Origin of the sequence: Streptomyces sp. NPDC012466 (assembly GCF_042955215.1) — a bacterium.
Classification (GTDB): domain Bacteria; phylum Actinomycetota; class Actinomycetes; order Streptomycetales; family Streptomycetaceae; genus Streptomyces.
Genome location: NZ_JBIBEQ010000004.1, coordinates 1 through 21,564 on the forward strand (window position 1 = coordinate 1; position 21,564 = coordinate 21,564).

Here is a 21,564-nt window from a genome sequence, read left to right on the forward strand (position 1 = left end):
TCGCCGGTGGCCGGGTCGTCGACGGACAGCGTCCGGCCGGACTCCGCGTCCTGCCAGCCACCACCGATGAACAACTGCTTGGGAACATCACGGACAACGGGCGTGGTCATGGCTGGTCTTCTCCTTGGGATCTTGGCGCAGGTGGTGTTGCGGATGTGCGGCCGCCGTCGTGACCCTTGAGCAGGCCGAGGGGTAGCGGGGCCGGGCACCGGAGGAGAGACGCCCGACCCCGCTGGTTCAGCAGCCCATGAACCCGGGCAACTCCCCCTTCCCGATGAGAAGGGAGGTTCCTGAATCAGGTGAGGGGTTCGGTGGGGAGGAGTCCGCCTTGCTGGTTGCGGTGTCCGCCGAGTTTGCGGACGAGGGCGACCAGGGCGAGGGCGAGGATGGCGAGGGCGATGAGGACGGCGCTGACGGCGGTGACGGTCGGGTCGACGTCGAACTGGAGGGCGTTGAAGACCAGGACCGGCAGGGTGCGGGTGTCGGGGGTGGACAGGAACTGGGCGATGAAGAACTCGTCGAAGCTGGTGATGAAGGAGAACACCGCTGCGGCGATGAGGCCGGGGGTGGCCAGGGGGAAGGTGATGCGGCGGGCGATGGTCATGCGGCTGGCGCCCATGCTGGCGGCGGCGTCTTCGAGGCGTTCGTCGATGGCGCGCAGGGTGGAGATCATGATGAGGATCGCGATGGGCGCGGCGAGGACGGTGTGTCCGAGGGCGATGGCCAGGGGGCTGCCGAGCATGCCGACGGGTTCGAAGAACAGGAACAGCCCGAGCGCGATGACCACTTGCGGGATCAGCATCGGTGCGAGGACCAGGCCGTAGACCGCGGCGTGCAGGGGGAGGCGGCCGCGGGCCAGCGCGGTCGCGGCGGTCACTCCCAGGATGAGGGAGAACACGGTGGTCAGGGAGGCGATGAGGCTGGACAGGGCGATCGAGGTGGCCCAGTTCCCGCCGGGGGCGAGCATCTGCTCGTACCAGTGGGTGCTGTAGTCCTTCGGGGGGAAGGTGCCGATGCCGTCGGCGCCGAAGGAGGTGACCAGGATGATCACGATGGGCATGGCCAGGAACAGCAGGATCGCGGTGGCGCTCAGGCCGCGGCCGAGGTGTCCGGCCCGGGTGGCGGGCAGTTCCATCATGAGCTGCTCCTTCGTGCGGCCGTCTTCTTGCGGCGGAGCTTGGCCAGGCCCAGCACACCGAGGCCGGCGAAGGTGAGCAGGAGCAGGATGACGCCGAAGGCGGCGGCGGAGTTCCACTGGTCCTGCTTCATGACCTGCTGGTCGATCAGGGCCGCGACGACGGTCTGCTTGTCGCCGCCCATCAGCGCCGGGGTGATGTAGTAGCCCAGGCAGAGGATGAAGCTGAGCAGGCCCGCGGTGCCGACTCCGGGTGCGACCAGGGGCAGGTAGATCCTGGTGAAGATGGTGAAGCGGGAGGCGCCGAAGCCCGCGGCAGCGGCCAGCAGCCGCCGGTCGACCCCGCGCATCACACCCTGGAGGACCAGGACGGTGTAGGGGAGCATCACCGAGGTGGTGCCGATGACGACACCGGTCTCGTTGTAGAGCAGCGAATACGGGGCGCCGGGGATGTGCAGGGAGGTGAGCAGGTTGTTGATGATGCCGTGCTCGCCGAGCATGATGATCCAGCCGTAGGTGCGTACCAGGGCACTGATGAAGTGCGGCACGACCACGATCAGCATGGCCAGGGCGGCGAAGAGCGGCCGCATCCGGGCGATGGCGTGGGCCAGCACGAACCCCACCAGCAGGCTGAGTACGGCTGTTTCGGCGGAGATCCGCAGGGTGGAGAGCAGGACGGAGAGGTTCGCGCCGCTGAGGGCGTCGGTGTACCAGTGGAGGGTGAAGCCGCCGGTGTCGCCTTTGAGGCTGAGGGAGAGCACCCCGATGATCGGGTAGACGAACAGCAGGAGCAGGAACACCGTGACGGGGACGGCGTTGACCAGGGCGATGCGGGAGCGGTGCCCGCGCATCGCGGACGTTTTCCTCACGGGCACCTTGGCGGGTGCGAGTGCGGTGCCGGCCACGACCTCACCCCCCGTCCGACTCGTCGAAGACACTGACGTCCTCACGGTCAGCGCTCACACACACCCGCTCACCGGGGCGGGGCGGGGTGGCGGCCGTCTCGATCCGCAACGGCGCCGTCCCCGGAGCCGCACCGTCCAGACGCACCGTGATCCGCGTCAGCGAACCCACGTAGACGGCCGTCTCGACCGTGCCGGAACAACAGCCGTCTTCCGGGCCGACCAGGCGCAGCCTGCCCGGCCGCACCGCGGCACGCACCCGCTGGCCCGGCGCCCAGGCATGCGCGCGGGCTTTGAGCAGGCCGCCGGTGTCCAGCCGGACCGGGGTGCAGCCGTCCGCGGTGGATTCCTCGACCTTGCCGGTCAGGAAGTTCGCCGCCCCCAGGAAGTCCGCCACGAAGGGGGTGCGGGGGCGTTCGAACAGGCCGCGGGGGGTGTCGAACTGCTCGATCCGGCCGTCCTTCATGATGGCGATCCGGTCCGACAGCACCAGCGCTTCCTCCTGGTCGTGCGTCACATAGATGACGGTCAGACCCAGTTCACGCTGGATGGTCTTGATCTCGGTCTGCATCTGGTCGCGCAGCTTCTTGTCCAGCGCGCCGAGTGGTTCGTCCATGAGGACGATCGGGGGGCGGTAGACCAGGACCCGGCACAGGGCGACACGCTGCTGCTGACCGCCGGACAGCTCCCGTGGCTTGCGGTTGGCGAACTTCGACAGGCCGGCCGCTTCCAGGGTCTCCCCCACCCGGCGGCGGATCTCCGCCTTGTCCACCCCGCGCAGTTGCAGGGGGAAGGCGACGTTCTCGGTGACCGTCATGTGGGGGAAGAGCAGGTACTGCTGGAAGACGAAACCGAAGTCCCGCTTGCCCGGGTTGAGCTGGGTGATGTCCTGGCCGTCGACGGTGATGGCACCGGAATCGGGTTCGGTGAACCCGGCCAGCATCATCAGCGTGGTGGTCTTGCCCGAGCCGGAGGAGCCGAGGAAGGTGACGAACTCACCCGCCGCGATCTCCATGTCGACCCCGTCGACCACCGTCGTCCCGCTGTAGGACTTCCGCAGCCCCGTCACCGACAACGACTTGCCTGTCAGCGAGTTGGACCCTGGAGCCAGGGCTGCCGCGAGATCGTCAGCCGACAGCTTCCCGGCGGTGAGGCTGGTGGTCCGCTCAGGCATCGGCCCACTCCTGCCAGCGCTTGATGACGGCGTCGCGGTTCTTGTCCCACCAGTCGACATCGGCGTCGAAGCCGGTCTTGAGGTTCTTCGGCGAGGTCGGCTGGTTGACCAGATCGTCGTCCGAGAGCAGCTTGACGGCCGCCGGCACAACCGGGCTGCCCGAGTACAGTTTGGCGAAGGCCGCCTGCACCTCGGGGCGCAGCGAGAAGTCGATCAGCTTGTAGGCGGCGTCGGTGTTGCCGGCGCCCTTGGGGATGCCCCAGCCGTTGGTCATCCTGCGGGCGCCGTTCCACTGGTAGGCGACCGGCATGCCCTGCTTGATCAGCTGATCCGCGCGGCCGCCCCACAGGCTGGTGGCGACGACCTCCTTACGGCCCAGCAGCACGGCCGGCAGGGCGCCGGTGTTCCAGAACTTCTTCACGTCACCGCGGATGCGCGACATCGCCTTGAAGGCCCGGTCCACATCCAGCGGGTACAGCTTGTCCAGCGGGACACCGTCGGCGAGCAGGGCGAACTCCAGTTCGGGAAGGTCGACTTCCGCGCTCTGCAGGGAGCGGGGGCCGCTGAAGGCATCCGTGTTCCAGAAGTCGGCCCAGCTCTTGGGGGCACGCTTGAGGCTGTCGGTGCGGTAGGCCATCACACTCGCCCACACGTTCTTGCCGACCGCGTGCTCCGGCAGCTGCACCTCGGCGATGCCGGCGCCCTTGACGTTCTTCAGCCGGTCGTAGTCCACCGGCTCCAGACAGTCCAGACGCGTCATCTTCTGGAAGATCAGCAGCGAGTTGTCCATCAGGTCCACCTGCGGGCGACCCTGCTTGACCTGAGCGATGACCTGCGCCGACTGGTAGTTGACTGTCGTGACCGTGATACCGGTCTCCTTGGCGAACGGCTCGTAGATCGCCTTGGTCAGCGCGTCGTTGTAGGCGCCGCCGCTGTTGCTGACGACGAGCCGCTTCCTACCGCCTCTCGACGAGGTGCTACCGGTCGCGGTACCGCAGCCGGCGACCGCGGCGGCAGCGGCCACTGCGCCTGCGGTGCGGAAGAGTGTCCTGCGTCCTATCCGGTTGCCTTCCATGGCGGTGCCTCCTGGAAATCGCTGGGGATACGGGGGTATCTGATGCAGGGACGTACTGGTCGCCGGGGAGGGGCCGGTACGTCGTGATCGACCAACGGACACGCGCAGGGTCATGGGGGTGCCGCGCGATACCGGGGAAAGAGAAGAGAACGCTGCTTCAGGTGCGCAAAAGCACCGGAATTTCGTCCGGCACGGCAGACAGAAACCGAAGGAGATACCTGGGCGTCTGCCGTGCGGGAGTGTTGTTGCCTTCGGTCAGATGCCGAGCATGGTGTTGAGGTCGTCCAGGGACTTCACGGTGACGTAGTCGTAGCCGTGGGTGACCGGGTCGTAGCCGCGGTCCAGCAGGACCAGGTTGCGGAAGCCCATGTCGTGCATCGACTGGTGGTCGTAGCGGGTGTGCGAGGCGACGTGCACGAAGTCCTCGGGGGAGGCATCGAGCTTCTCGAGCATGTACTCGAACGCGGCGTAGCGGGGCTTGTAGAAGCCGGCCTGCTCCGCGGTGAGGACGGCGTGGAATTCCGCCCCGAGCTTGGGCACGCTTTCCGCGAGGAAGGAGTCGTCGGCGTTGGAGAGGATGACCAGCTTGTAGTGCTCGGCCATCTTCTTCAGCGGCTCCACCACGTCCGGGTGGGGCCCCCAGCTGCGCACGCCCTCGGCGAAGCGCTTGCCGGCGTCCGGCGCCGCTTTCACGCCCCACTTGCGGCAGACCCGCTCGAAGGAGTCCTGCAGCACCTGCTCGTAGGGGTAGTACTCGCCGCGGACCTGGTCGTAGCGGTAGCCGCGGAACTCCCGCACGAACTGGTCCCACTGCCCCGCGGGGATCTGGTCGCCGACGAGCTCATAGGTGATGGGGGTGATCGGGTATTCGATCAGCGTGCCGTAACAGTCGAAGGAGACGTACTTCGGACGGAACTGCAACGAGGGAATGGCCATGGAAATGTTCCAATCTTTTCTGAGGGAACCGCACGGGTTCGGGACGGTGTTCTCAGGAATGCCCGTGAGGGGCTTCCCGCAGGTGCGCGACGACGTCGTCCTGGCGCACGGCCAAGGAACGCTCGATATTGATCCAGTCGTCCTTGGCGTGATCGAGGAGGTACTCGCGCCGTTCGGGTGCACGTTCCGCGCGCCAGTTCGTGATCAGCGCACGCAGTGTGAGCCGTGCCAACGCGGCAACCGGGAGCAGCGGAAGTTCCGAGGCCCGGATCGGCCGTTCCCGTTGGTAGCCGGCGACGAAGGCGCAGGCGTCCTGCCAGGGGTGATCCGGAGTCCTGCCGAGCAGGTTCGCCATGGGAACGGCGGGGTCGAAGATCACCGCACTGCGCATGGTGTCGCCGAAGTCGATGACCCCGGTGACGAAGTGATCACTCGTGGGATCCACCACGATGTTGTAAGGGCTGAAGTCACCATGGATGACTTGCGTCTCGAGATCGCCCAGCCTCGGGACGACGTTTTCGCCGAAGAGCCGGAAGACCGTTCGGGCCGACCGGCGGTGCTCGGGGTGAGGCGTGTGCTCGACCAGTTCGGTCAGCCGGTGGAAGTGCCGGATGTCCCACGCCAGACCTCGTCGGTCCGCCGGGTGGGTGAACTCCTTGAGCGCCACGTCGATCAGCCCGAGCATCTCGCCCGCCCTGGCGAGCCGCTCCGCGTCCGGGTTCACGTCGGCCAGGACCTGGCCTTCGACGAAGTCGAACACCCGCAGGATCCGAGTCCTGCCGTCGTTCAGCCTGATGGCCACATGGTCGTCTCCGCCGGCGGTCAGCTTCACCCGCTGGACGGGCAAGTGCGGGGCGGTGCTTTCGAGGTAGCGCATCGCGGCGGTCTGGAGGGCGACGACCGCCTCCGCCTCTTCCGGGGGTGAGACCTTCACGAGGTGGTTGCTCGACTCGGTGCCGAGTCTGAACGTGTCGTCCTTCTCGGTCGCCAGTCGCTCCAGACGCCCGCTGAGACGGTAGTGCTTCTCAAGGAGGATGCTCACCAGCATCACGTCGATGGGCTGATGGGACGACGTCAGGCCGCTCTCTTCGAGAAGCCGTTGAGCGTAGGTCGGAGCTGGTGAGGTGTTCACGGTCAGTCCCTTCGGCCAGCCTGCTACAGGCGGTTTTTCGCGACCTCGGCAAAGGTCTCGAGGAAGCGGGTCACATCGGCGGAGTCGAAGGCCAGCGGAGGGCGGATCTTCAGCGTGTTCGCCGACGGGCCCGTGCCGTTGATCAGGATGCGGCGATCGCGCATGTCGTTGATGACGTCTTCGGCAAGTGCGCGGTCGGGCTCGAGCGTCTCCCGGTCCTTCACGATCTCCACGCCGACGAAGAGCCCGGCGCCGCGGACTTCGGCGATGTAGGGGGAGTCCTTGGTGATCTCCCGCAGCCCGGCGCGCAGAGCGTTGCCGCTCTCCAGGACGCGCTGCTGCACGTTCTCCTTCTCGATGACGTCCAGCACCGCGGCGCCGGCGGCCACGGGGATGGAGCTGCCACCGAAGGTGTTGAAGTAGCGGACGTTGCGTCCGAACTCCTCGCAGACCTCGGGACGGAAGACCACACCCGAGATCGGCAGGCCGTTGCCCATCGGCTTGCCCATGGTGACGATGTCCGGCAAGACGCCGTGGCGGCTGAAGCCCCACATGGAGTCCCCGAGCCGGGCGAAGCCCGACTGGACCTCGTCCGCGATGTAGACACCCCCGGCCGCGTGCACCTCCTCCACCACGGCCTGCATGTAGCCGGGCGGGTCGGTGAAGATGCCGTCGCTGCTGTAGGCGCAGTCGGTGATCAGCGCAGCGAGCCGGTAGCCGTGACGTTCGAGGTCGTCGATCGCGCCGCGCACCTGCTGCCGCATGTGCTCGTCGAGCGTGGAACCGGGCGCGACGAGGCGCGGGTCGGGAGCGTCGATGAGCCGGACGTTCGGGCCGAGCGGTGAGCCGGCGCCCAGGGTCGGCGAGAAGCTCGCCACCTCGCGGGTGAGGCCGTGGTAGGCCCAGCGGGTGACGATGATGCCCTCGCCGCCCGTGTGGAACCGCGCCACGCGCACGGCCAGGTCGTTCGCCTCCGATCCGCTGCACGCGATGCTCAGCTTCGACAGCTCCTCGGGGAAGGTCGCGAGAAGCCGCTCCGCGTAGTCGACCAGTGCTTCCTGGACGTAGCGCGTGTTGGTGTTGACCGCGGTCATCTGCCGGGCGACGGCCTCGGCCACGTGAGGGTGGGCGTGCCCGACGCACGGGACGTTGTTGTAGGCGTCGAGATAGTCGTTGCCGTCACGGTCGATCAGGTGGGCGCCGTGACCGGAGACGAACTCGACCGGCTCCTTGTAGATGAGCGTGTAGCCGGGGCCCAGCACTCGCTCGCGGCGGCGGATGGTCTCTTGGATGTGTTCGGGGAGTTCGCTCACTGCGCCCGGATCGAACCGGTTGGGGTAGTGGGCGATCGCCCGACTGAGCGTCGAAGTCATCTGCAGGCACACCTTCAGTCTGGTTTTCATCGAGGTTGCTCGCTGCTGTGGCTGAGACCATACCACCGTTTGTTCCAGTTCCAACCTGAAACTAGAAAGATTTTCGGGTGGCTTCGCCTGGCAATCCGACAGTGCTGAACTGGCTGGTAACTCCCGCCGTGGAAAGGGGAGTTCGTGGTGCTTCACGAACAGGTCAGAGCGTCGCTCGCCCGGCCCCTGGAGCACCCTGCGGAGCCCTTACTGAACCGAGACCCCGCGCCCGGCCGGGGGAGGGGGCGGGGCGCGGGGCGGTTCTACGTCGGCTGGGGCGGTCGTGAGCGGCTGGAACCAGCCAGCCTCGTGGCACGCGACCTCGATCAGGGCCTGTGACCCGCTGAACGGCGTCACGGCGCATCGCTCCAGCTTCGTAGGTATACGGGCCGGTGGCCCCCGGGCCGGTCTCCACCCGCAGACCGGGCGCCAGCTCGGCGAGATGTGCGACCAGGGAAGTGAGGGGGGACTCTCGTCGATCCACCGCCCATGCTCTCAGCGTCTGTACGCCTACTTGATGACGTCCATGAACTTGTAGAAGCCGCCCGCGAAGGGCAGGAACCAGGGCGGGCCGAAGTGGCCCGGGATGCGCTTGAAGGGCAGGTCGTTCCACGGGTTGGCGTCCGTGGTCCCGTTCATGTACTCGGCCATCTGCTTGCCCATGTGTGTGGCCATCTGGACGCCGTGGCCGGAGTAGCCGAGTGAGTAGAACAGTCCGTCCTGTTCGCCGGCGTGCACCATGCGGTCCATGCTCATGTCGACCAGGCCGCCCCAGCAGTAGTCGACGCGGGTCTTCGTGAGCTGCGGGAAGACCTCGGTCATCGCCTTGTGCAGGATGCGTCCGCTCTTCTCGTCCGACTGCGGGTTGGACATGGCGAACCGGGCGCGGCCGCCGAACAGCAGCCGGTGGTCCGGGGTGATGCGGAAGTAGTTGAGCAGGTTCATGCTGTTCGACGCCATCCGCCGGTTCGGCAGGAGCATGTCGCAGACGCCCTTGCCCAGCGGTTCCGTCACGATGATGAAGCTGCCGACGGGTGCGATCCTGACCTGGTGCCAGCGGAACGGCCGGCTGGTGTAGCCGCTGGTCGCCACGAGCACCTGGTCGGCGCGGACGCGCCCGCGCGGGGTGACCAGTTCGTGCTTGGTGCCGCCCAGCCTGTCGATCTTCTCGACCGGGGCCTTCTCGTGGATGGTGACGCCGAGCCGCGCGGCCGCCTCGGCGAGCCCCTTGGTGAACTTGCCGACGTGCAGCCCCGCGCTCCGGGTCTCGACCATCGCGCCGTGGAAGGAGTCCGAGCCGACCTCGGAGTGGAGTTCATCCTTGGGGACCAGGCGGGTCTCCAGGCCCAGCCGACCCGACATGATCTCGTGGGTCTTGCGCAGGCCCTCGAAGTGGGCCGGCTTGGACGCCAGGTTCAGCTTGCCGGTGCGGGCGAAGTCGCAGTCGATGTCCTCGTCCGTGACGAGCTTCTCGAGGGTGTCGACCGCGTCGTGGTAGTGCATCAGATAGGCCTTGGCGGTGTCGAAGCCGTAGCGGGAGACCGCGTCGCGGAAACCGATCGACATGCCCGTGGTGGCCATGCCGCCGTTGCGGCCCGAGGCGCCGAAGCCGACCGTGTCCTTCTCGAAGACATGCACGTTGGCGCCCTGGCGGGCCAGGTGCAGTGCCGCCGACAGGCCGGTCAGGCCGGCTCCGATGATCGCTACGTCGACATTCCCGCCGATGTCTGTCCTGGACCGGTCCGGCCCCTGGGGGGCGGTGTCGAGCCAGTAGGGGGTGAACTTCATGTCGCTGCTCTCTCCTGCCAGTGCCGTCAGCCGCTAGGGGTGTCGGAAGCTGCTCGCTGCTGCGCACAGACCATAGCACTTGTAGTTCCAGTTCCAGCCTGAAACAATAAAGTTCGGGTGATGCGATACGGCGATCAGGGTGTGCGGAGTGCCGTGTGTGGCGATCCGGAAGCCGCGGATCCGGGTATAGCGGCTCAAATGAGACGTCGAAGGGGCGGGCGACCAGCGTCTTGCGTGGGAAGAGATGCCTCTGTACGGCGTCGGACGTGGACAGAAAGGCGTTGATCGCGAATGGTACGCTCGCCGGTATGCGGTCAAGTCGCCCTGGTATAGAGGCGATCAGCCCGGCGACGTCACTGCGTCGCGGCGGCTGACCGCACAGGGGTCCACCGTCTGATCGATGCTCGCTGCCGACCATCAGTTCGTCATCGACCCCCAGCCTCCTGGCCCGCGCCGCGGTGCGGCGATGCCGCCTGGAGTGCTTCGGGACCCTTCGGAGTGCATGACAGATGAGCCGAGAACCGTCCGGCGCAGCGGAAGACGAGGGCGAGAGCCGTGAGGGCACCCTCCAACGCCCCCGGGTGACGGTGGCACACGGGCGCGAGCAGCCTCGCGTCACCCCGCCGAAGCCCGTGATCATCACACCCAGGCCGGTCCCGGCAGGTCCGGCGTACCGGGCTCGCTATGGTCATCACGTGACCTCTAACCCCACCCCTCGCGACTACAACAAGGCATCGGTCCTCGACGTCGTCCTCTCCCACGCGCCCCTGACCCGGAACCAGCTGATCGAGCTGACGGGCCTGAGCAAGGCCACCGTGTCCAGAGCGGTGGAGGAGCTCCGGGCCGACGGCTTCGTCGTCGACGGCGGTATGGACGAGGTCACCGGCCGCGGCCGTCGGTCCACCTATCTCGACTTGCCCGGCACGACCGGACACGTCGTGGGCATCAGCTTCGGTGTGCAGACCACCGGTGTGCTGGTGACCGACCTCAGGGGCCGCGAGGTGCAACACCTGGCCGTACCCACCGCCGAGCACCAGGAGGTCGAGGACGCCGCGCGATGGCTGGTCGACCTGATTGCGCAGGCCGCCGAATCCGCGCAGGGCCCTCTGCGCCAGATCGTCGCCGCGGTTCCCGGCCGGGTCCGCAATGGCACGGAGATCTTCGGCCCCGCGGAGTCGATGAAGATCTTCGAGGGCCCCGACCTCCACCGGGCGATCGAGGACCTGGTCGACGCCCCCGTGCTCCTCGACAGCGATGCCAACGCGGCCCTGCTCGGAATTCTCACGAACGACGCCACCATCACCAATGCCGCGCTCTTCAGCGTCAGCACCATACTGAACTTCGCCAGTTGCACGGAGCACGAGCTCGCCCGGGGGAACACGCCCGCCTTCGGCGACATCGGTGTGCTGTCGTCCGGGGTCGGAAACGAGATCCTCGACGAACTGCTGAGCACCAGGGGCCTTCTCCGCTTCGCGCGCAAGCGGGGGCTCGCGCTGGAGCGTGTCGAGGACCTCTGGCTGGAGTCGCACCCCGAGGCTCCGCGTGCCGAGGTGCTCGAGGCGTTCACCACGGCGATCGTGACCGCCGTCAGCGTCGTCGCCGTGACGCTGGACCCCGAGTCGGTCTACTTCGTGGGCCGGCTGCGTCCGCTCGTCGACGAGGTGCTTCCGGAGGTGCGCGGCCGGCTCGACCGGAGCCTGCCGGCCGTCCCCGAGATCAGGCCGGTGGAGCATCTGATCGGTCTGTCGACGGCACAGGGAGCGGTGTACGCCTGCCTGACGATGGCTCAGGAACGGCTGCGGGACGCCGTACTCGGGGCACGGCGCCAGAACCAGCCCGCCGAGCAGTCGGCACCCGCGTTCTGAGCCGGGCCGAAGGCGACGCCCACCGCCGTGCACCTGAGCGATCGTCGGCCCGCTACCGAAGCAGCTCCACGGAGAGATGCGAGGACAGCGCGCCGAGGAAGCCGACCGCGTCGAAGATCTCGCCGGCGGAGGCGACGCCGACCGTCCGGGTCTGCCCGGTGAGGATGCGGTGGACCGCCTCCACCGCGAGCGGCGCCGTCACGGCGTAGATGTCCTGCCCCCTCGCCACGGCCCGCCGCTCCCTGCCGCCGGAGCGCACGACGACGTCGACGAGGAAGGTCTGGGCGGATCGTCCCCGGTCGTCGACCGCGGCCGGTGCCGGCGTGTCCGGGGCCGACACGTCCCGGGCCGCCTCGGCCGTCATGTGGGTGCGCACGTCGGGGACGGACAGGTGGCTGGGGATGGTGACGACATCGGCCATCGTGAACTCCCCGATGACCTCCCGGGAGCCCAGCGGCTCGGGGAAGGGCCACTGGAACGTCGTCGCGGTGTCCCGGCGGTAGTCCAGCCGACCGTTCCGGTACACGACGCGCGCCCCGTCGCGCCGCTGCCGGGAGACCGTGCCCGCGGCGCGCGTCCCGTGCGTGGGCTGCCAACCGCTCAGCGCGTACGCGACGTGCACCTCGTCGGCCGTGGCCCAGTCGTCCATCGCCGCGGTGGCCAGCAGGTCGCCGAGTCCGCCGAAGAAGGCCATCGCCGGGACGATCACCGCACCCGCGGCGCGGGCCCGGTCCGCGAAGTGCGCGAACGTGTCCGCGTTCGCCTCGATCTCGGCTGCCACATCGACATACGGGATGCCGGCGCGCAGGGCCGCCTCGATCACGGGGGCGGCGGTCGTGGCGAACGGCCCGGCACAGTTGACCACCGCCGCCGCCCCCGCCAGGGCCCGGTCGAGCGAGTCCGGGTCGTCGGCCGACGCCGGCCGGGCCTCGATCCCGGGATACGACGCCGCCAGCGCCTTCAGCCTGACCTCGTCGCGGCCGGAGAGGACCGGGACGAACCCGCGCGCCCGCAGCTCCGCCACCACGAACCGCCCGGTGTGCCCGTACGCGCCGAACACCGCAACCGTCTGCACCGATCCCATGAGCTCTCCCCTGTGCTCGAATGATCCGACTGCGCCCATCCTGACAGCGCTGAGCACCCGGCCGTGAGTGTCCGGAACGACACGCCCCATACAATTACGGACATGACCACTGTCGCGCTGGCCGCCACCGACGGGATGCTGCACTTCGAACTGTCCCTGGCCTTCGAGGTGTTCGCCGCCGCCCCGGCCGGGGTGACGGTCCCCTGGTACGACCTCACCGTCTGCGGACCGGCCGCCGTGCGGGTCGGCCGGTTCCGGCTGGAGCCCGACGCCGGACTCGACCGGCTCCGGCACGCCGACACCGTGATCGTCCCCGGCTGGGCCGACATCGACGAGGACCCGCCCGCCCCCCTGGTCGACGCGGTGCGCGAGGCACACGAGGCAGGCGCACGTGTGGCCTCCCTGTGCACGGGCGCGTTCGTACTGGCCGCGGCAGGGCTTCTCGACGGGCGGCGCGCCACCACGCACTGGGCGCACACCGAGGCCCTGGCCGACCGCCACCCCGGGGTGGCGGTCGACCCGGACGTGCTCTACGTGGACAACGGCAGCGTGCTCACCTCCGCCGGCAAGGCCGCCGCGCTGGACCTGTGCCTGCACCTCGTGCGCCTCGACCTGGGCTCGTCGGTCGCCAACGCCGTCGCCCGCCGGCTGGTCGTACCGCCGCACCGGGCCGGCGGCCAGGCCCAGTTCGTCACCGCCCCGGTTCCCGACCAGGACGACCACCCGCTCGCCGCCCTGCTCCCGTGGGCCATCGAACGGCTCGACCAGCCGCTGACCGTGGAGGACCTGGCCCGCCGGGCGGGCATGAGCTCCCGCCACCTGGGCCGCCACTTCAAATCGGTGACCGGCACGACCCCTCTGCAGTGGCTGCTGACCCAGCGCATCCGGCACGCACAGGAACTGCTGGAGAAGACCGACGACAGTGTCGACAGCATCGCGACGGCCACCGGCATGGGGACCTCCACGACCCTGCGCCGCCATTTCAACCGCACGATCGGCGTGCCCCCGGACGCGTACCGCAGGACGTTCCGCTCCCGGACGCCCTGATCCCGGACGGCGCTACGCCCGCCCGACGCTGCGCAGAACGGCGAACACCCCTCGTACGCGGGTGCCGTCCGGCATCTGCCAGGAGCCGCTGACCTGGGCGGTCACACCCTGCGGAGGGAGCGTCGAACCGGCCGGGGCGGGCCGCAGGACCCGGTGCACACGGAGGGTCGTGCCCTGCGGCGTGGTCAGCGCGGTGCCCTCCTGGTCGTCGGCGGCGGTGAAGTCCGTGGGAAGGGAGCCGTCACCGGTGCCGGTGACGATGACCTCGCGCTCGGGGAGGTTGCTCAGGTTCTGGTCCTGGGCCTGCACCCGGCCCTCGATCAGGGCCGCCAACTGGCCGGCCAGCACGGCGTCCTGGCAGCCGTCGTAGGCCCAGCGCCTCCCCAGCACGCCGTGCTCCATCGTGCCCACGAGGGCGTGTTCCGCCCCTTCGAGCGGGGCACCGCGATAGGTGAGAGGCACCAGGTACGTGGTCGGCCGGGGTCCGCGGGTGTCGGTGGCCACGATGAACTCGATCCCCACCTCGCCCCGCGGATCGTCGAGCCGGAAGCCGCCGGCCTTCGCCAGCTCCGGTCCGGCCGCGCCACCGCGGTACCACGGCCGGGAAGGGAGCCAGGAAGTGAGCAGGTCCAGCTTGCTCGGCTCGAGGGTCGTGTCGTGGATGACGGCCATGCCGGAGGATCCCTTCCGTTGCGTCCGTGCGGGCGCTCACACTTTCGCATCCGCGTGCCGTCGCAGAGCCCCCGGGGCCGGGGTCCGAGGGCGTAGCTTCGGATACCGGACGCCACGAGGAGGAGATCGGCATGACCGAGCCGGCGGGTGGAGTGATCTGTGACATCACGATCTCGGCCGACGGGTACGCGGCCGGACTCGACCAGACCGAGGAACGGCCGTTCGGAGACGACGGCGGAGACGGATCGGGTGCCGGGCTGCACTCCTGGATGTTCGACACACCCGACGAGAACCGGGCCGAGATCGACCGGCTGAACACAGCCGGGGCGTTCATCATGGGGCGCAATATGTTCGGCCCGGTGCGCGGCGCGTGGGACCGGCCGTGGAACGGCTGGTGGGGTGGCGATCCGCCGTTCCACGCGCCGGTGTTCGTGCTCACCCACCACGCCCGCGAGCCGCAGCCGATGGACGGCGGCACCACGTACCACTTCGTCACCGACGGCATCGCGTCGGCCCTCGCCCAGGCACGTGCGGCGGCCGGTGACGGCGATGTCACGGTCCTCGGCGGCGCGACCACCGTCAACCAGTACCTCGCCGCCGGCCTGATCGACGAGCTGCGGCTGCACATCGCGCCGCTCACGCTCGGCGCCGGCACGCGGCTGTTCGAAGGCGTCCCGCCCCTGAAACTGGAGCAGGTCATGTCGCGGGCGGCGAGCCGGGTCACGCATGTGACCTACCGCGTGCTGCCCTGAAGCGCGCGCCGGCCGTCACCTTCGAGACACCCCTGGGGGAGTGACCGATCCGGGGCCGGCCGGGCGGCTGCGCCGGGTCTGGGGCCCACGGGGGCCGAGAAGCCAGCGTGCCGTCGCGTCCGCGCTCACCCTGGCGGCGGTCCTGGGGCTCGGCGCGTGGGACGTCCGGGCCGTCCACGACGGCACCGCCCGACGGCCTGATGTGCGCTCAGTCGCCCACCGTGCTGCGGAAGCCGCGCAGGGCAACGGACAGCAACGGCCGGTGCCGGGTGAGGACGGACAAGGGACCTGCGGGCTCAGCCGTGACGCGGCCGCGGCCCAGCGCCGGTCGTCCGCTGATCCGCATGGGGACGCGGCACACGGTGCCGTCGGACAACTGCTGGATCAGACGGCCGCGGGCGGGCAGCCGGACGGGCAGCCGCAGTACGTCGCCGTAGGTGAAGCGGACGGGCGGAACGCCGGCGGCGGTCAGTTCCGCCCGGGCGCTCCGGCTGTCCACGCGGAGCGTGATCGTGCCCGGCTCCTTCGGGATGCCCCACAGCGCCCGCCCCCCGGCGAGGGACCGTTCGTCGTCGACCCAGGCGGCCACGGTGCTGGCGGCGACGCGGTGCCCGTGCCGTACGGCCAGGGCGATGAGGAACTCGCGGTAGGCGAGGACCCCGCCGGGCCGGTAGTCGGCCCAGAAGGTGACCAGTGTGGCGCGCCGCCGCACGATCCACGGGCGGACCCCGGCGGGGAGGGACCAAGGCGGCAGCTCGGCCACGGGGACGCGCCACAGAGAGACGACCATGTCGCCGGTGAGACGCCACGGCGAGGGAGGAAAGGGGACGGCCGGCTGCTCCACGGTGCGACCCCTCTCCTCGGCTCGGACTCGTACGGGGGCACGGGCGGCCGTGTCCGCTTCTGCTGCGATGGTGCCTGTGCCGAAGGACGCGCGCAAAGGGTGCGGGTCAGCGGTCCTTGGCCAGTGCCACGAGTTCGGCGAACAGCCCGCCGGCGTTGACGAGGTCCTCGTAGGTCCCCTGTTCGACGATCCGGCCCTTGTCCATGACGAGGACGCGGTCGGCGAGGCGGGTGTTCTCCAGTTGGTGGGTGACGACGATCGTCATGCGCTCGGCGGCGATCCTCTTGATCTCCAGGAAGATGGCGTGTTCGCCACGGGCGTCCATCTGGGACGTCGGCTCGTCCAGGATGAGGAGCGGCGTCCGGCGGTACAGGGCGCGTCCGCACACCAGGCGCTGCCACTGGCCGCCGGAGAGCTCGGCGCCGCCCCACAGCTCCTTCGCAAGGAGCGTGTCGAGCCGGTGGGGCAGTTTCTCGATCGCCTCGCGCATGCCGACGGCGTCGACCACGTCCCACACGGGACCGTCGTCGAACGTCTTCGGCTGTCCGAGGGTGATGTTCTCGCGGGCGCGCAGGGGCCAGCAGGCGAAGTTCTGCGGCACGAGCGCGGTGCGTTTCCACACGGCGTCGGGGTCGGCGTGGGCGAGGTCGACGCCGTCCCACAGCACGCGTCCCTTGTCGGCCAGGAGGATCCCGGTGATCAGCTTGGCGAGGGTGGACTTGCCCGAGCCGTTCTCGCCGACGATCGCCAGGATCTCGCCCCGGCGGAGGGTGAGCGACACCCCGGCGACGGCCGGTTCGTCCTTGCCCGGGTACCGGTGGACGACCTCGTCGAGGCGGATTTCGTCGACGCGTTCGGGGATGGCCGACTCGCCGCGCCGCGGGGCGCGTTCGGCGGCCAGATCGAGGAAGGCCCGCATGTCGGCCAGATAGAGCGAGGTGTGGAACATCGCGGCGCCGTGGATGACGAACTGGCCGAGCGCGGCGAGGGTGGTCTGCACGGCGACGACGGCCGTGGCGGCGACGGGCAGGGCGACCCGGCCACCGGCGGCCAGCCAGGCGAGGGTGGCCCAGGTGCACAGCAGGAACACCCCGCCCAGGGCGCTGGTGGTCAGCACGATGCGCAGCTGACGCGGGGCGGCGGTGAGGGTGCGCTGGTCGATGCGGTCGGACAGGGCCCGGTACCAGTAGATGAGATAGCCGGTCATGCCGTTGGCGCGGACCTCGTCGCCGAACCGGGAGTAGGTGGCCCACCAGCGCATCATGGAGCGCACGTTGCGGTCGCCGACGTTGAGGTAGTGGGTCTCGTAGTCGACGCGCGCGGACAGGACGGCTCCGGCGCCGGCCGGCAGGACGGCCAGGAGCAGCAGGGGCAGCATCAGCGGGTGCAGTGCCGTGATGACTCCGCTCGCTGCGATCATGCGGATCAGGGCGGACAGGAACCGCTGCGCGTCCTGGACCATCAACCGGGTGCGGGTGACCCCGACTTCGGCGGCTTCCTGCCGGTCGGCGAAGCCGTCCTCGCCGTAGGCGGAGCTCTCCACCCGGCACACCGCGGCGACCAGGGCGATGTCCGCTTCGGTCATCAGCAGAGGAGTGATGCGGCCGTCGGCGTAGGAGGCGAGGGCGCCGCTGACCCGGCCCACGGCCGCGGCTGCCGTCACCACGACGAGGGCGGGCAGCGCACCGTGCAGCCGTTCGGAAACAGTGCCGCCGCCGAGGACGTGCGTCATGGCCCGCGCGGTGGACGCGAGGACGACGGCCGCCGCGAGACCGGTGAGGAGCTGGCACGCGAGGAGCAGGACGACGCCGGCCCTGTCGACGGCCCACGCCATCCGCGCGGTGTGCCCGAGGACCGAGGGAAGGCGGCGGCACATCGCACCGAAACCGGCGTCGGCCAGCGGGTTCTTGCCGTACTTCCCGCCGAAGGTGAGAGTCGCGGGTGGGGGAGGGGGCGGAGTGTTCTGGTCAGCGGTCGAGGTGTCGGTCGTGGTCACCCGGTTCCTCCTGGAGGTCCGTGCCGCGCCCGGACGGCTCGGCGGTGCACGGCCTAACGACGTGGCGCCCGAATCGAACGCGCTCGATTCCGGACGTGCGGGGACCCTTGCCGCACAAGGGATCGACCGGGGCGGCTCGTTGCTGGGGCCGATCCCGGGAGCGCGGAGTTGGCCGAATCGCGGAGGCTTGAAACACCTGTGGCGTGTGGGATTTCGGCGGCCTCCGGAGTCGGGGAATCCGATGCCGGGTCATCTCCCCAGGGCGACGGTGTCACCGCATCCCGCGTCGCCGCCTCGGGACACCACTGGGCGAACGGCGCGACAGGGCGGGCTCCGGTGGCGCTGGGTGAGGCGATCGAGCGGCTGTCACGGGTGTCCGTCGAGGAGAAGGCGACGGCCTCCGGACGCCCGACCGGCCCCCGGTGGTCGGAAAAATCCCTTTCTTGCTGTTTTGTCCTGGCAGGCGTGGTTAACCGAGGAGAGTGCGCGAGGGACGGACGCCGGAGCACGAGGGGCCGGCGACGGGCCCCGGCACCCGGCCGGACGCGCCGGAGCGCGGCGGCGCACGGCGTAGGCCGTCGCCGCGGGCGGCCCGGTTACCGACGAGAGCAGAGCCACGGGCGGTGCCTGAGGGAGAGGACCCATGAGCGATATGGCGAACATGAGCACCGGGCGTGCTCAGCAGGCCGGTCAGACGGCGAAGCAGGAGGCGTCGGCCACGGCCGGTCAGGCCAGGCAAGGGGCGAGTGAGGTCGTCGGCACGGCCGCCGAACAGGTCAGAGCCGTCACCGGTGAGGCCAGGGCACAGGCCGGCGCGATGGCCGGTGACCTGCGGTCGCGGGTCGCGGAGGAGGCCGAGAGCCAGGCGCGACGCGGAGCGCAGGTGATGCGGGAGTGGGCGGACGACCTGTCCGGTCTCGCGAAGAGCGCCGACAAGGACTCACCCGCCAAGAGCCTCGTGGCGCAGGCGGCCGACCGTGGTCACCGAGCCGCCGACTACCTGGACTCACGAGGCGTGGGAGGCGTGGCCGGCGACCTCCAGGACTTCGCCCGCCGACGTCCCGGCGCCTTCCTCGGCGGGGCGGTGCTGGCCGGGTTCGCCGTCGGGCGGCTGGCCAAGGCCGGCAGCAAGGCGGACGGTTCCGGCGCGTCGGCGCCGTCACGCACCTCCGGCTCACAGAGCCTGCCCGAGGACGCGGCGCCGCCGGGGCTGCCGGGTTACGGGGAGGCGTGAGATGGCATCGATCACGCCACACGCCCCGCAGCGACACGCCGCCAAGCACCGCGGGCAGGAGGACGCCTCGGTCGGGGAGCTGCTGTCGACGGTGACGTCGGACGTGCAGCAACTGCTGCACCAGGAGGCGGAACTGGCCAAGGCCGAGATCCGCGAAGAGGCCACCAAGGCGGGCAAGGCCGCCGGGATGTTCGGCGGCGCCGGTTTCGCCGGCTACATGGTGGCCCTCTTCCTGACCCTTGCGGCGATGTTCGCCCTGGGCAACGTCATGGACTTGGGATGGGCCGCGCTGATCGTCACCGCGGTGTGGGCAGTGATCGGACTGATCCTCTACCGCCGGGGCCGGACGCAGATGCGCACGGTGTCACCGAAGCCTGAGCAGACCATGCAGACGCTGAAGGAGGACATGCAATGGGCACGGCACCCGACCAGATAAGGGCCGACATCGAGAACACGCGGGAGAGACTGTCCGAGGACGTCTCCCGGCTGGCCGACCGCGCTCACCCCCGGCGGATCGTACGGCGCCGCACCCGGCGCGTCCGCGGCGCACTGCACGGTGCCCGGGAACGGGTGATGGGCAGCGCCTCGGAGATCACCGGGCAGACCTCCGACCGCACACAGCGGGCAGCCCAGTCGATGCAGGACACCACGGGCCAGGTCGCGGACACCGCTCGCCAGGCGGCCGAGCAGGCGGGTCAGGCGGCACGGCAGGCCCCGGAGCAGGCGATGCGGCAGACGCAGGGCAACCCGCTGGCGGCCGGCCTGATCGCTTTCGGCGCGGGACTGCTGACCGCCTCGCTGCTGCCCACGTCACAGGCAGAGGAGAAGGCGGCCGAGCGGGCCGGGCAGGCTGTCGAGCCGGTGAAACAGGCCGCGCTGGAGTCCGCGCAGCACTTGAAGGAGGACGCCACCGAAGCCGGCCGCCAGGCCGCCCAGGAGGTCAAGGACACCGCCTCCGACGCCGCCCGCACCACCAAGGAACAGGCAAGGGAGCAAGCCGGGCAGGTCACCGACCAGGCCCGTCAGTCCGCCCAGAGCACGGCCGAGGAAGCGCGCGGGCAGACCCGCAGCACCGGACCGTAGACACCCCGCCGCCCGCCGGGTCAGCCGTACGCGGACACCAGCGCGACCCACCGACCCACTGTTTCCGGAGACGATCGCAGTGACATCACCCAGCTCCGGCTCGACCATGGAGAACCATCCCGACATCCTCGACATGCGCCAACGCCACGCCATGGCCGAGCGCGCCACGACGACCTCCCGGGCGCAGACGATAGAGACGCTGGCCCTGCTCACGGGTCTCTACCTCGCCGCCTCCCCGTGGATCGTCGGATTCAACGGCGGGGGCTTCGCCCGGCTGGCCGTCACCAACCTGATCACCGGCATCGGCTACGCCCTGCTGATGAGCGGCGGCTTCGGCCGTGCCTACGACCGCACGCACAGCATGGCGTGGGCCGCGTGCGCCCTGGGCGTATGGACGATCGTCGCGCCCTGGGTGGTGGCAGGCAACGTCGACACCACCCGCACCGTCGTCAACAACATCATCACGGGAGTGATCGCACTGTTGCTCGCCCTCGCCGCCAGTGCGGCGGCGTCCATGCGCTCCGACAGGAGCGGACAGGGCCGCGCGTACGGGGGCGGACACGGCGGAGCCGACCGCTGATCTTCCACCACCCGGCCACGCACGACACGACCGGGACCCATCCAGATAGGAAATTCAGGAGACAGCATGATCACCCGAGAGCAGATCCCCACCGTGCTGGACCACCCGGTCCATGACGCCAGGGGCGACAAGATCGGCGACGCCCGGCACGTCTTCTTCGACGACGTCACCGGCGAGCCCGAGTGGGTCAGCGTACGGACCGGCATGTTCGGCACCAGCGAGTCCTTCGTGCCCATCCATGACGCGGCCGTCGTCGAGGACCACCTCGAGGTGCCGTTCGTCAAGGACCAGGTCAAGGACGCGCCCAACGTCGACGTCGATGCCGGTGGCCACCTGTCCGAGCAGGAGGAACAGCGCCTGTACGAGCACTACGGCATCGACTGGGACACCGCCTGGCAGGACGCGCATTCCGGCACCGGCCAGGTCACCGACACCGCCGGCACCGCCGGCACCGCCGAGAACGCCATGACGCGGTCCGAGGAGGAAATGCACGTCGGCGTCGAACGCCGTGAGGCCGGCCGGGCGCGGCTGCGCAAGTACGTCGTCACCGAGGAGCAGCAGTACACCGTCCCCGTGCGGCATGAAGAGGTCCGCGTCGAGCGCGAGCCGATCACCGACACCAACCGGGACAGGGCCATGTCCGGCCCGGACATCACCGAGGCGGAGCACGACGTCACCCTCTACGAGGAGCAGCCCGTGGTGGAGACCAGGGCGGTACCGAAGGAGCGGGTGCGTCTGACCACCGAAGAGGTCACCGAGGAGGAGACCGTCACAGGCGAGGTGCGCAAGGAACGCATTGAGACCGAGGGAACCGACGAGTCGGGAGACCGGCGGCGGCGCCCCTGATCCTGATCCCCAGTGA

20 protein-coding genes are annotated in these 21,564 nt (G+C 69.7%); 8 read left to right on the plus strand and 12 right to left on the minus strand.

The window, feature by feature from the left end; all coding sequences use genetic code 11:
* Positions 1–295: 295 nt before the first annotated feature.
* The 8 genes from ACFY9E_RS15865 to ACFY9E_RS15900 form a co-directional block, all read right to left on the minus strand.
* On the minus strand, positions 296–1,138 hold the full coding sequence (locus ACFY9E_RS15865) for an ABC transporter permease subunit (RefSeq protein ID WP_390983732.1): 843 nt from the start codon (positions 1,136–1,138) through the stop codon (positions 296–298).
* Positions 1,135–2,040, minus strand: a complete 906-nt coding sequence (locus ACFY9E_RS15870) for an ABC transporter permease subunit (protein ID WP_390983734.1) — start codon at positions 2,038–2,040, stop codon at positions 1,135–1,137. Before ACFY9E_RS15870 ends, ACFY9E_RS15865 begins: the two co-directional genes overlap by 4 nt.
* A 4-nt stretch (positions 2,041–2,044) precedes the next feature.
* On the minus strand, positions 2,045–3,211 hold the full coding sequence (locus ACFY9E_RS15875) for an ATP-binding cassette domain-containing protein (protein ID WP_390983736.1): 1,167 nt from the start codon (positions 3,209–3,211) through the stop codon (positions 2,045–2,047).
* Complete coding sequence (locus tag ACFY9E_RS15880; RefSeq protein WP_390983739.1) at positions 3,204–4,286, minus strand: extracellular solute-binding protein; 1,083 nt, start codon at positions 4,284–4,286, stop codon at positions 3,204–3,206. Before ACFY9E_RS15880 ends, ACFY9E_RS15875 begins: the two co-directional genes overlap by 8 nt.
* 255 nt (positions 4,287–4,541) lie before the next feature.
* Positions 4,542–5,222, minus strand: a complete 681-nt coding sequence (locus tag ACFY9E_RS15885; protein WP_390983742.1) for a haloacid dehalogenase type II — start codon at positions 5,220–5,222, stop codon at positions 4,542–4,544.
* 52 nt (positions 5,223–5,274) lie between these two features.
* On the minus strand, positions 5,275–6,354 hold the full coding sequence (locus tag ACFY9E_RS15890) for a phosphotransferase (RefSeq protein WP_390983744.1): 1,080 nt from the start codon (positions 6,352–6,354) through the stop codon (positions 5,275–5,277).
* 23 nt (positions 6,355–6,377) lie between these two features.
* A complete protein-coding gene (locus tag ACFY9E_RS15895) occupies positions 6,378–7,727 on the minus strand; it encodes an aminotransferase class III-fold pyridoxal phosphate-dependent enzyme (protein ID WP_390983747.1) in 1,350 nt (449 codons plus the stop codon).
* Between the two features lie 540 nt (positions 7,728–8,267).
* Positions 8,268–9,545 (minus strand): FAD-dependent oxidoreductase, encoded by a 1,278-nt coding sequence (locus ACFY9E_RS15900; RefSeq protein ID WP_390983749.1) that lies wholly within the window; start codon positions 9,543–9,545, stop codon positions 8,268–8,270.
* A gap of 695 nt (positions 9,546–10,240) precedes the next feature.
* On the opposite strand from ACFY9E_RS15900, the gene ACFY9E_RS15905 reads away from it, so the two are divergent.
* Positions 10,241–11,410 carry an ROK family protein gene (locus tag ACFY9E_RS15905; protein ID WP_390983752.1) on the plus strand — a complete coding sequence of 390 codons (1,170 nt, stop codon included), beginning with the start codon at positions 10,241–10,243 and terminating at the stop codon, positions 11,408–11,410.
* 52 nt (positions 11,411–11,462) lie between these two features.
* Here the strand turns inward: ACFY9E_RS15905 and ACFY9E_RS15910 are convergent, their stop codons facing one another.
* On the minus strand, positions 11,463–12,494 hold the full coding sequence (locus tag ACFY9E_RS15910; protein WP_390983754.1) for a saccharopine dehydrogenase NADP-binding domain-containing protein: 1,032 nt from the start codon (positions 12,492–12,494) through the stop codon (positions 11,463–11,465).
* Between the two features lie 102 nt (positions 12,495–12,596).
* On the opposite strand from ACFY9E_RS15910, the gene ACFY9E_RS15915 reads away from it, so the two are divergent.
* A complete protein-coding gene (locus tag ACFY9E_RS15915; protein ID WP_390983757.1) occupies positions 12,597–13,541 on the plus strand; it encodes a helix-turn-helix domain-containing protein in 945 nt (314 codons plus the stop codon).
* Between the two features lie 12 nt (positions 13,542–13,553).
* On the opposite strand, the gene ACFY9E_RS15920 is transcribed toward ACFY9E_RS15915, so the two are convergent.
* The gene (locus ACFY9E_RS15920) at positions 13,554–14,213 is read right to left on the minus strand and encodes a 1,4-alpha-glucan branching protein (RefSeq protein ID WP_390983760.1); all 660 of its coding nucleotides are present in this window, start codon (positions 14,211–14,213) and stop codon (positions 13,554–13,556) included.
* A 131-nt stretch (positions 14,214–14,344) separates the two neighbouring features.
* Between ACFY9E_RS15920 and ACFY9E_RS15925 the strand changes: the two genes are divergently transcribed.
* On the plus strand, positions 14,345–14,965 hold the full coding sequence (locus ACFY9E_RS15925) for a dihydrofolate reductase family protein (protein WP_390983762.1): 621 nt from the start codon (positions 14,345–14,347) through the stop codon (positions 14,963–14,965).
* A gap of 208 nt (positions 14,966–15,173) precedes the next feature.
* Here ACFY9E_RS15925 and ACFY9E_RS15930 read toward each other — a convergent pair whose 3' ends face one another.
* Entirely contained in the window at positions 15,174–15,809 is a 636-nt protein-coding gene (locus ACFY9E_RS15930) for an acetoacetate decarboxylase family protein (protein ID WP_390983765.1), read from the minus strand.
* Positions 15,810–15,915: 106 nt separating this feature from the next.
* Positions 15,916–17,805 carry an ATP-binding cassette domain-containing protein gene (locus ACFY9E_RS15935; protein ID WP_390983767.1) on the minus strand — a complete coding sequence of 630 codons (1,890 nt, stop codon included), beginning with the start codon at positions 17,803–17,805 and terminating at the stop codon, positions 15,916–15,918.
* Between the two features lie 643 nt (positions 17,806–18,448).
* Between ACFY9E_RS15935 and ACFY9E_RS15940 the strand changes: the two genes are divergently transcribed.
* The 5 genes from ACFY9E_RS15940 (at position 18,449) to ACFY9E_RS15960 (ending at position 21,548) form a co-directional block, all read left to right on the plus strand.
* On the plus strand, positions 18,449–19,039 hold the full coding sequence (locus tag ACFY9E_RS15940) for a hypothetical protein (RefSeq protein WP_390983769.1): 591 nt from the start codon (positions 18,449–18,451) through the stop codon (positions 19,037–19,039).
* Position 19,040: 1 nt separating this feature from the next.
* Positions 19,041–19,475, plus strand: coding sequence for a phage holin family protein (locus ACFY9E_RS15945; protein WP_390983771.1), 435 nt, complete (start codon positions 19,041–19,043; stop codon positions 19,473–19,475).
* Positions 19,451–20,122 (plus strand): DUF3618 domain-containing protein, encoded by a 672-nt coding sequence (locus tag ACFY9E_RS15950; RefSeq protein ID WP_390983773.1) that lies wholly within the window; start codon positions 19,451–19,453, stop codon positions 20,120–20,122. Before ACFY9E_RS15945 ends, ACFY9E_RS15950 begins: the two co-directional genes overlap by 25 nt.
* Positions 20,123–20,228: 106 nt before the next feature.
* Positions 20,229–20,702 carry an SPW repeat protein gene (locus ACFY9E_RS15955; RefSeq protein ID WP_390985087.1) on the plus strand — a complete coding sequence of 158 codons (474 nt, stop codon included), beginning with the start codon at positions 20,229–20,231 and terminating at the stop codon, positions 20,700–20,702.
* 66 nt (positions 20,703–20,768) lie between these two features.
* Positions 20,769–21,548 carry a DUF2382 domain-containing protein gene (locus ACFY9E_RS15960; RefSeq protein ID WP_390983775.1) on the plus strand — a complete coding sequence of 260 codons (780 nt, stop codon included), beginning with the start codon at positions 20,769–20,771 and terminating at the stop codon, positions 21,546–21,548.
* Positions 21,549–21,564: the final 16 nt, after the last annotated feature.

What these genes read in the sequence shown, in the direction of transcription:
- ACFY9E_RS15915 (WP_390983757.1), top strand. Translation starts at nt 12,597, where the DNA reads ATGACCACTGTCGCGCTGGCCGCCACCGACGGGATGCTGCACTTCGAA.
- ACFY9E_RS15960 (WP_390983775.1), top strand. Translation starts at nt 20,769, where the DNA reads ATGATCACCCGAGAGCAGATCCCCACCGTGCTGGACCACCCGGTCCAT.
- ACFY9E_RS15920 (WP_390983760.1), bottom strand. Translation starts at nt 14,213, where the DNA reads ATGGCCGTCATCCACGACACGACCCTCGAGCCGAGCAAGCTGGACCTG.
- ACFY9E_RS15895 (WP_390983747.1), bottom strand. Translation starts at nt 7,727, where the DNA reads ATGACTTCGACGCTCAGTCGGGCGATCGCCCACTACCCCAACCGGTTC.
- ACFY9E_RS15875 (WP_390983736.1), bottom strand. Translation starts at nt 3,211, where the DNA reads ATGCCTGAGCGGACCACCAGCCTCACCGCCGGGAAGCTGTCGGCTGAC.
- ACFY9E_RS15945 (WP_390983771.1), top strand. Translation starts at nt 19,041, where the DNA reads ATGGCATCGATCACGCCACACGCCCCGCAGCGACACGCCGCCAAGCAC.
- ACFY9E_RS15865 (WP_390983732.1), bottom strand. Translation starts at nt 1,138, where the DNA reads ATGATGGAACTGCCCGCCACCCGGGCCGGACACCTCGGCCGCGGCCTG.
- ACFY9E_RS15880 (WP_390983739.1), bottom strand. Translation starts at nt 4,286, where the DNA reads ATGGAAGGCAACCGGATAGGACGCAGGACACTCTTCCGCACCGCAGGC.
- ACFY9E_RS15900 (WP_390983749.1), bottom strand. Translation starts at nt 9,545, where the DNA reads ATGAAGTTCACCCCCTACTGGCTCGACACCGCCCCCCAGGGGCCGGAC.
- ACFY9E_RS15950 (WP_390983773.1), top strand. Translation starts at nt 19,451, where the DNA reads ATGGGCACGGCACCCGACCAGATAAGGGCCGACATCGAGAACACGCGG.
- ACFY9E_RS15940 (WP_390983769.1), top strand. Translation starts at nt 18,449, where the DNA reads ATGAGCGATATGGCGAACATGAGCACCGGGCGTGCTCAGCAGGCCGGT.
- ACFY9E_RS15885 (WP_390983742.1), bottom strand. Translation starts at nt 5,222, where the DNA reads ATGGCCATTCCCTCGTTGCAGTTCCGTCCGAAGTACGTCTCCTTCGAC.
- ACFY9E_RS15910 (WP_390983754.1), bottom strand. Translation starts at nt 12,494, where the DNA reads ATGGGATCGGTGCAGACGGTTGCGGTGTTCGGCGCGTACGGGCACACC.
- ACFY9E_RS15925 (WP_390983762.1), top strand. Translation starts at nt 14,345, where the DNA reads ATGACCGAGCCGGCGGGTGGAGTGATCTGTGACATCACGATCTCGGCC.
- ACFY9E_RS15955 (WP_390985087.1), top strand. Translation starts at nt 20,229, where the DNA reads ATGGAGAACCATCCCGACATCCTCGACATGCGCCAACGCCACGCCATG.